This is a genomic window from Longimonas sp., assembly GCF_046498435.1.
GTDB lineage: Bacteria > Bacteroidota > Rhodothermia > Rhodothermales > Salinibacteraceae > Longimonas.
The window spans coordinates 1-5,257 of sequence record NZ_JAWOAR010000135.1 but is presented as its reverse complement, the minus strand read 5'-3'; the positions used below and the strand labels follow the sequence as shown (position 1 = coordinate 5,257).

At 62.1% G+C, this 5,257-nt stretch carries 5 protein-coding genes and 1 pseudogene; 5 read left to right on the top strand and 1 reads right to left on the bottom strand.

From position 1 onward, the window contains the following. Window positions 1-7 precede the first annotated feature (7 nt). Window positions 8-316: a Clp protease N-terminal domain-containing protein gene (locus R6U20_RS05085; protein WP_410336783.1), complete on the bottom strand. Its 309-nt coding sequence runs from the start codon at window positions 314-316 to the stop codon at window positions 8-10. 168 nt (window positions 317-484) lie between these two features. Here R6U20_RS05085 and R6U20_RS05080 point away from each other — a divergent pair, with 168 nt between their 5' ends. The 5 genes and pseudogenes from R6U20_RS05080 to R6U20_RS05060 all read left to right on the top strand — a co-directional run. Next, complete coding sequence (locus R6U20_RS05080) at window positions 485-748, top strand: hypothetical protein (RefSeq protein ID WP_410336782.1); 264 nt, start codon at window positions 485-487, stop codon at window positions 746-748. A 10-nt stretch (window positions 749-758) separates the two neighbouring features. After that, window positions 759-2,264 carry a F0F1 ATP synthase subunit beta gene (gene atpD / locus R6U20_RS05075; protein ID WP_410336781.1) on the top strand — a complete coding sequence of 502 codons (1,506 nt, stop codon included), beginning with the start codon at window positions 759-761 and terminating at the stop codon, window positions 2,262-2,264. Between the two features lie 80 nt (window positions 2,265-2,344). Further along, window positions 2,345-2,779, top strand: a complete 435-nt coding sequence (gene atpC, locus R6U20_RS05070) for an ATP synthase F1 subunit epsilon (RefSeq protein ID WP_410336780.1) — start codon at window positions 2,345-2,347, stop codon at window positions 2,777-2,779. Window positions 2,780-3,227: 448 nt separating this feature from the next. Next, window positions 3,228-4,394, top strand: a complete 1,167-nt coding sequence (locus tag R6U20_RS05065) for an alanine racemase (RefSeq protein ID WP_410336779.1) — start codon at window positions 3,228-3,230, stop codon at window positions 4,392-4,394. Window positions 4,395-5,003: 609 nt separating this feature from the next. Then, a pseudogene (locus tag R6U20_RS05060) lies at window positions 5,004-5,257 on the top strand (tRNA nucleotidyltransferase); the annotation flags it as partial.

Sequence of the window (5,257 nt, the reverse complement as noted above, 5' to 3'; positions counted from 1 at the left end):
CGGCCCTTTAGGGCGCCGAGGGGCCGCATGAAGTTGTAGTAGGCGACGAAACCGCTGAGTTGCGCGGCCGCAGCCTTGGTGGAGTTGATCCCGAGACTTTGGGGAGCTTGTCGAGTGCCGTATCCGCCTGTTTCTGCAAGCGATCGATGTTGGCTCCAATGCGTCGCAAAATGGACACGGCAATGCCCTCCGGATCGCTGAGCACTGCCTTGAGCACGTGAGCAGGCTCTACGCCTTGGTGCTGGTGCGAGGCCGCGATCTCCATCGCTTTCTGCACTGCCTCTTGCGCTTTGATCGTAAACTTTTGCAGATTCATGGGTGTGATGTGGTTATGCAGGAAAAGGCCGCGATATCATCGCATGAGTCTTCGATCGTGCTCATGCGTTTCTTGTACAAGTCGAAAAGCATACCACAGCGGAATGCGCTGTCATGTTGGCAGGATGAAGCGGCGAAGCCTTCGAAGCGCGAATCGCCGCTCGCCCCAATGGCAGCCCGCACGTCGGGGCGTCAGGGCGGATACGTCAGGGCGGCGCGCCGGGCTCAGAAGGCCGCAATTTCGTCAGACGGCGACTCCTTGCACGCAGCCCCCGAAATTCCACAATTCTTTGCTGCCTTTACGCAGTTTGACCACGAAGTACGGAAGCATTTGGGTGCGCGCTCTGCTATGTTCATGGCCGTGCCGCGTGCGCCGTATTCTGGCGCATCCGTGCGGTTGCGATGCGCTGCCGACGAATCACCTGGACTTTGACCATCTCCTCATGGACGTACAAACTGCAACAGATACGGGCTCTATCGTTGAAATCGTAGGCCCGGTGGTGGACGCCGAGTTCCCGCCGGATGCGGTGCCCAACATTTTGGATGCGCTGGTTATTGAGCGCGAATCGGGCGACGATCTCATTCTTGAGGTGCAGCAGCACCTGGGCGAGCACCGCGTTCGTTCCATTGCCATGGATAGCACCGACGGCCTTCAGCGAGGCCAAGAGGTGCAGCAGGCGGGCGCTCCCATTTCGGTGCCCATTGGCGAGTCGATTCGCGGGCGCCTCTTCGACGTGACCGGCCAGGCCGTTGACGGCCTGCCGCAGCCTGAAACCGGCGAGCGCCGCGCCATCCACCAGCCGTCGCCTTCGTTCGACCAGCTGGCTTCTTCGGTGGAGATGCTCGAAACGGGCATTAAGGTGATTGACCTCATCCAGCCCGTGCCGAAAGGGGGGAAGGTGGGCCTGTTTGGCGGTGCCGGCGTTGGTAAGACCGTGCTCATTCAGGAGCTCATCAACAACATTGCGAAAGCGCACGAGGGCCTCTCGGTGTTCAGCGGCGTAGGCGAACGTACCCGCGAAGGCAACGACCTGCTCCGCGAAATGCTGGAGTCCGGCGTGATGACCTACGGCGAGGAGTTCGGCGAAGCCATGGAAGAAGGCGGCTGGGACCTTGACAAGGTCGACATGGAAGCCGTCAAAACCTCAAACCTGGCGCTGGTCTTCGGCCAGATGAACGAGCCACCCGGAGCGCGTGCCCGCGTGGGGCTCACCGGCCTCACCATTGCGGAGTACTTCCGCGATCTGGGCGGACGCGACGTGCTGTTCTTCCTTGATAACATCTTCCGCTTCGTGCAAGCCGGGTCCGAGGTGTCGGCGCTTATGGGCCGCATGCCGAGCGCTGTAGGCTACCAGCCGACCCTCGCCAGCGAAATGGGCGACTTGCAAGAGCGCATTACCTCGACCCAGAAGGGCTCGATTACGTCGTTCCAGGCGGTATACGTACCGGCGGATGACTTGACTGACCCCGCCCCGGCGACCACGTTTGCCCACCTCGACGCCACCACGGTGCTCTCGCGCCAGCTGTCGTCGCAGGGCATCTACCCGGCCATTGACCCGCTCGACTCTAACAGCCAGATTCTGAACGAGCGCACCGTTGGCAAAGACCACTACCAGACGGCGCAAGAAGTGAAGCGCATTCTGCAGCGCTACAAGGAGCTGCAAGACATCATCGCCATTCTGGGGATGGACGAGCTCTCTGACGACGACAAGCAGGCCGTGAACCGCGCCCGCCGCGTGCAGCGCTTCCTGAGTCAGCCGTTCTTTGTGGCCGAGCAGTTTACCGGCACGCCCGGCGCCTACGTCTCGATCGAAGAAACCATCCGCGGCTTCCGCATGATTCTGGATGGCGAACTCGACCACCTGCCCGAGCAGGCGTTCCTCCTCAAAGGCACCATCGAGGAGGTGATTGAGGACGGCGAAGCAATGCTTGCCGAAGACGACGCGTAATTGTACATCGCACACGGCGGCCTCTGCCTGCTTCCTTAAGCTGCGCACACGCCGCCGCGCTGCCCCAACCCCTTGTGTTCATGGCTACCCAGCTCAGCGTTGACATTGTAACCCCCGACGGACGCGCCTTTGAGGGCGAGGCTCGTGGCGTGCAAGCGCCCGGTATTGAGGGCTCGTTCGAGGTGCTGCGCAACCACGCGCCTATGATTGCTGCGTTTGAAGTCGGCAAGCTTGTGGTGAAGACAAAAGACGCCTACGAGGACCTTACCGCCCGCAACGGACGCATCGAGTTTGCGACCAGTGGCGGTTTCTTGGAGGTGCTCGACAACCGCGTCATTGTACTCGCAGAAACCGCCGAGCCGTCGTCAGATATCGACACCGAACGGGCCAAAAAAGCCGAGCAGCGCGCTCTAAGGCGCCTCGACGACAGCGCCTCGCCCGAGGAGCGTGAAGAAGCAGAGGCTGCGCTCACCCGCGCTCGCAATCGCCTGCGCGTGTCTATGGGTGGGGTGTAACGGGTGGGGGGTAACGCTCGCTCGATAGGCTTGCCTCCTGCAGTAGCATCGCAACCTATGCAACGCCCGTCTCGATTCTGTCGAGGTGGGCGTTTTCTGTGGATGCCTGCAACGCCGTATGTTGAGTAGAGACGTGCTAATGTACGTGTTTAGCGACTTGTAGCCCGGTACGCGTTCAGTTTTCGATAGCATTCGCCGGATAGGGCGCCGGGGACGCGAGCGGTACCGACAGTGGTCGGCACAGGTTACCCGGCTATGAGTCCCCTTAGCCCGGGATCAGGAGCGAAGCGCTGGGAGCACCGCGACCGAGTACTCCTGGGGTGCGGATATCCCGGGCGATCATTGAAGCCCGCTAAACAGATACCGCCACTGGCGCGTCTCTACCCCCTACAGCAACCATCTCAACGCCCGATCCTCTGCCGATTTCCCACACACATCCCGCCTTGCCATGCTGATCGACGACCTGCCCACGCCTGCGCTTTTGGTGGATACCACGCGCCTTGCCGCCAACATCGACCGGATGCAGACGAAAGCTGACGCCCAAGACGTCAACCTGCGTCCACACGCCAAAACCCACAAGTCGCCCGACATTGCCACGCTACAGCGCGAAGCGGGCGCCGTGGGCCTCACCGTGGCCACGCTCGACGAGGCGGAGCAGTTTGCGGAGGCGGGCTTCACCGATCTGACGATTGCTTATCCTATGGTGGGCGCCCACGCGCACGAGCGCATTCGGGCGCTGCGCAAGCACGCTTCGGTACGCTTCTGTGTGGATACGGAGGCCGGCATCGCGCAGGCCGCCCGCGCCTACTCCGCCGACAACCCCGCCCGGGTGCTGCTCGAAATTGACACCGGGCATGGACGCTGCGGGGTGAAGCCGGATGGCGATGTGCTCATCCCCCGCGCGCGACAGATTATCGAGGCCGAGTCGCTGCGTCTGGCGGGTGTGCTGACCCACGCTGGGCAGAGCTATGCCGGCCCAGATGCATCCGAAACGCCGGAGGAGGCGCTGCGCCGTGTGTCCCACCAGGAAACCCATCGCATTCTGGAGGCCGCCGCGCGCATCTATAGCGAAACCTCGCCGCCGGTGGCAACGGCCGATTTTACGGTGAGCATTGGCTCTACGCCCTCGATGCGTTACTTCGAGAACACCGAGCACGAGGGCCTGCGCATCACCGAAATTCGTCCCGGTAACTACGTGTTTTACGATGCGATGCAGCACACGCTGGGCGTGTGTCCGCTCGACCATTGCGCGCTGACGGCGTACACGCAGGTGGTGAGTCGGCACCGCATGCCGAATGGGACCGAGCGGGTGTTTGTGGATGCGGGGAAGAAGGTGTTTACGACCGACACGGGGGCGCGGACGTCGGGGTTTGGGATTGCGCTCTACAATGCGGCGTTTATGCGCGAACACCCACACGTGCAGATCACAAATCTCTCGGAAGAGCATGGCTGGATGCAGGTGCCGGGCGGCGCGACGATGGGCGTGGGCGATCGTCTGCGCATTGTGCCGAACCATGCGTGTGTGACCGTGGCCACGCAGCCGGTGCTCTACGCCGTAGACCGCGACGAGGTGGTGGATACGTGGCCGGTGCTTCAGCGCCTGCGCCACACCTGATTGTACTGCAGCCGCCCCAGACATGACAACTCTCTCCCCTCAGGCGAACGGTCCCCCGTTCGCCCGTCGCACCAAATATGCCCTTTTGGAAAGAGAGGTGCTACCTCGCCGTGCCGCCGCCTAATATGCTAAGGACGCAGGAGCGCCCCCGGGTACGTCCAACGGGGGACCGTTGGACGCAGGGGAGATAATTTTGGCGTGCTGTATGCCTTCGGGTTTGCTCACGTCTCCAGCGTGCAACAAGACACTTGCTTTCGCTTCAGCGGCCCTGGATCCCGGCTCGGTCCCCACTCGGGTGTCATCCTGGACGCAGTGAGCTTGCGAACGGAGATCCAGGATCCAGGAAAAGAAGCGCACTTACGAGAAGGCGCAGGACGAGAAGACGCAGGCCCGCTGTTGCTTGGGCTCGGTACGGGAATCCAGGACGAATCTGAAAATGTGCATATTGAGCTCTCGCATTTTTGGTATAATGTAATACTGTGAGATTAACCACAGGACCTGGCACCGGACGCTCCTGCGTCCGACCCGTAAGGAACGAACGTTTTCGGGCGCAACACGTGCGCCTATGCTGTGCACTGACCATTTGTACTGACCCCCTGCCAACGCCCCATGTCCACCGAACTGCGCACTGCCCTCCGCGACCGACCATACGCCGCCCTGCTGAAACGCATCGGCGAGGTCGCGGCCCAGGAAGAGATCGAAGCCTATGCGGTAGGCGGGCTGGTGCGCGACCTGCTGATTGGCCGTCCCACCACCGATCTCGACTTTGTGACGGTGGGCCCAGGCACGGGCATTGCCCTGGCCGAGGCCGTAGCCGACGACCTGGGCGGCACCACCGCGCACGTCTACCCCAACTTTGGCAC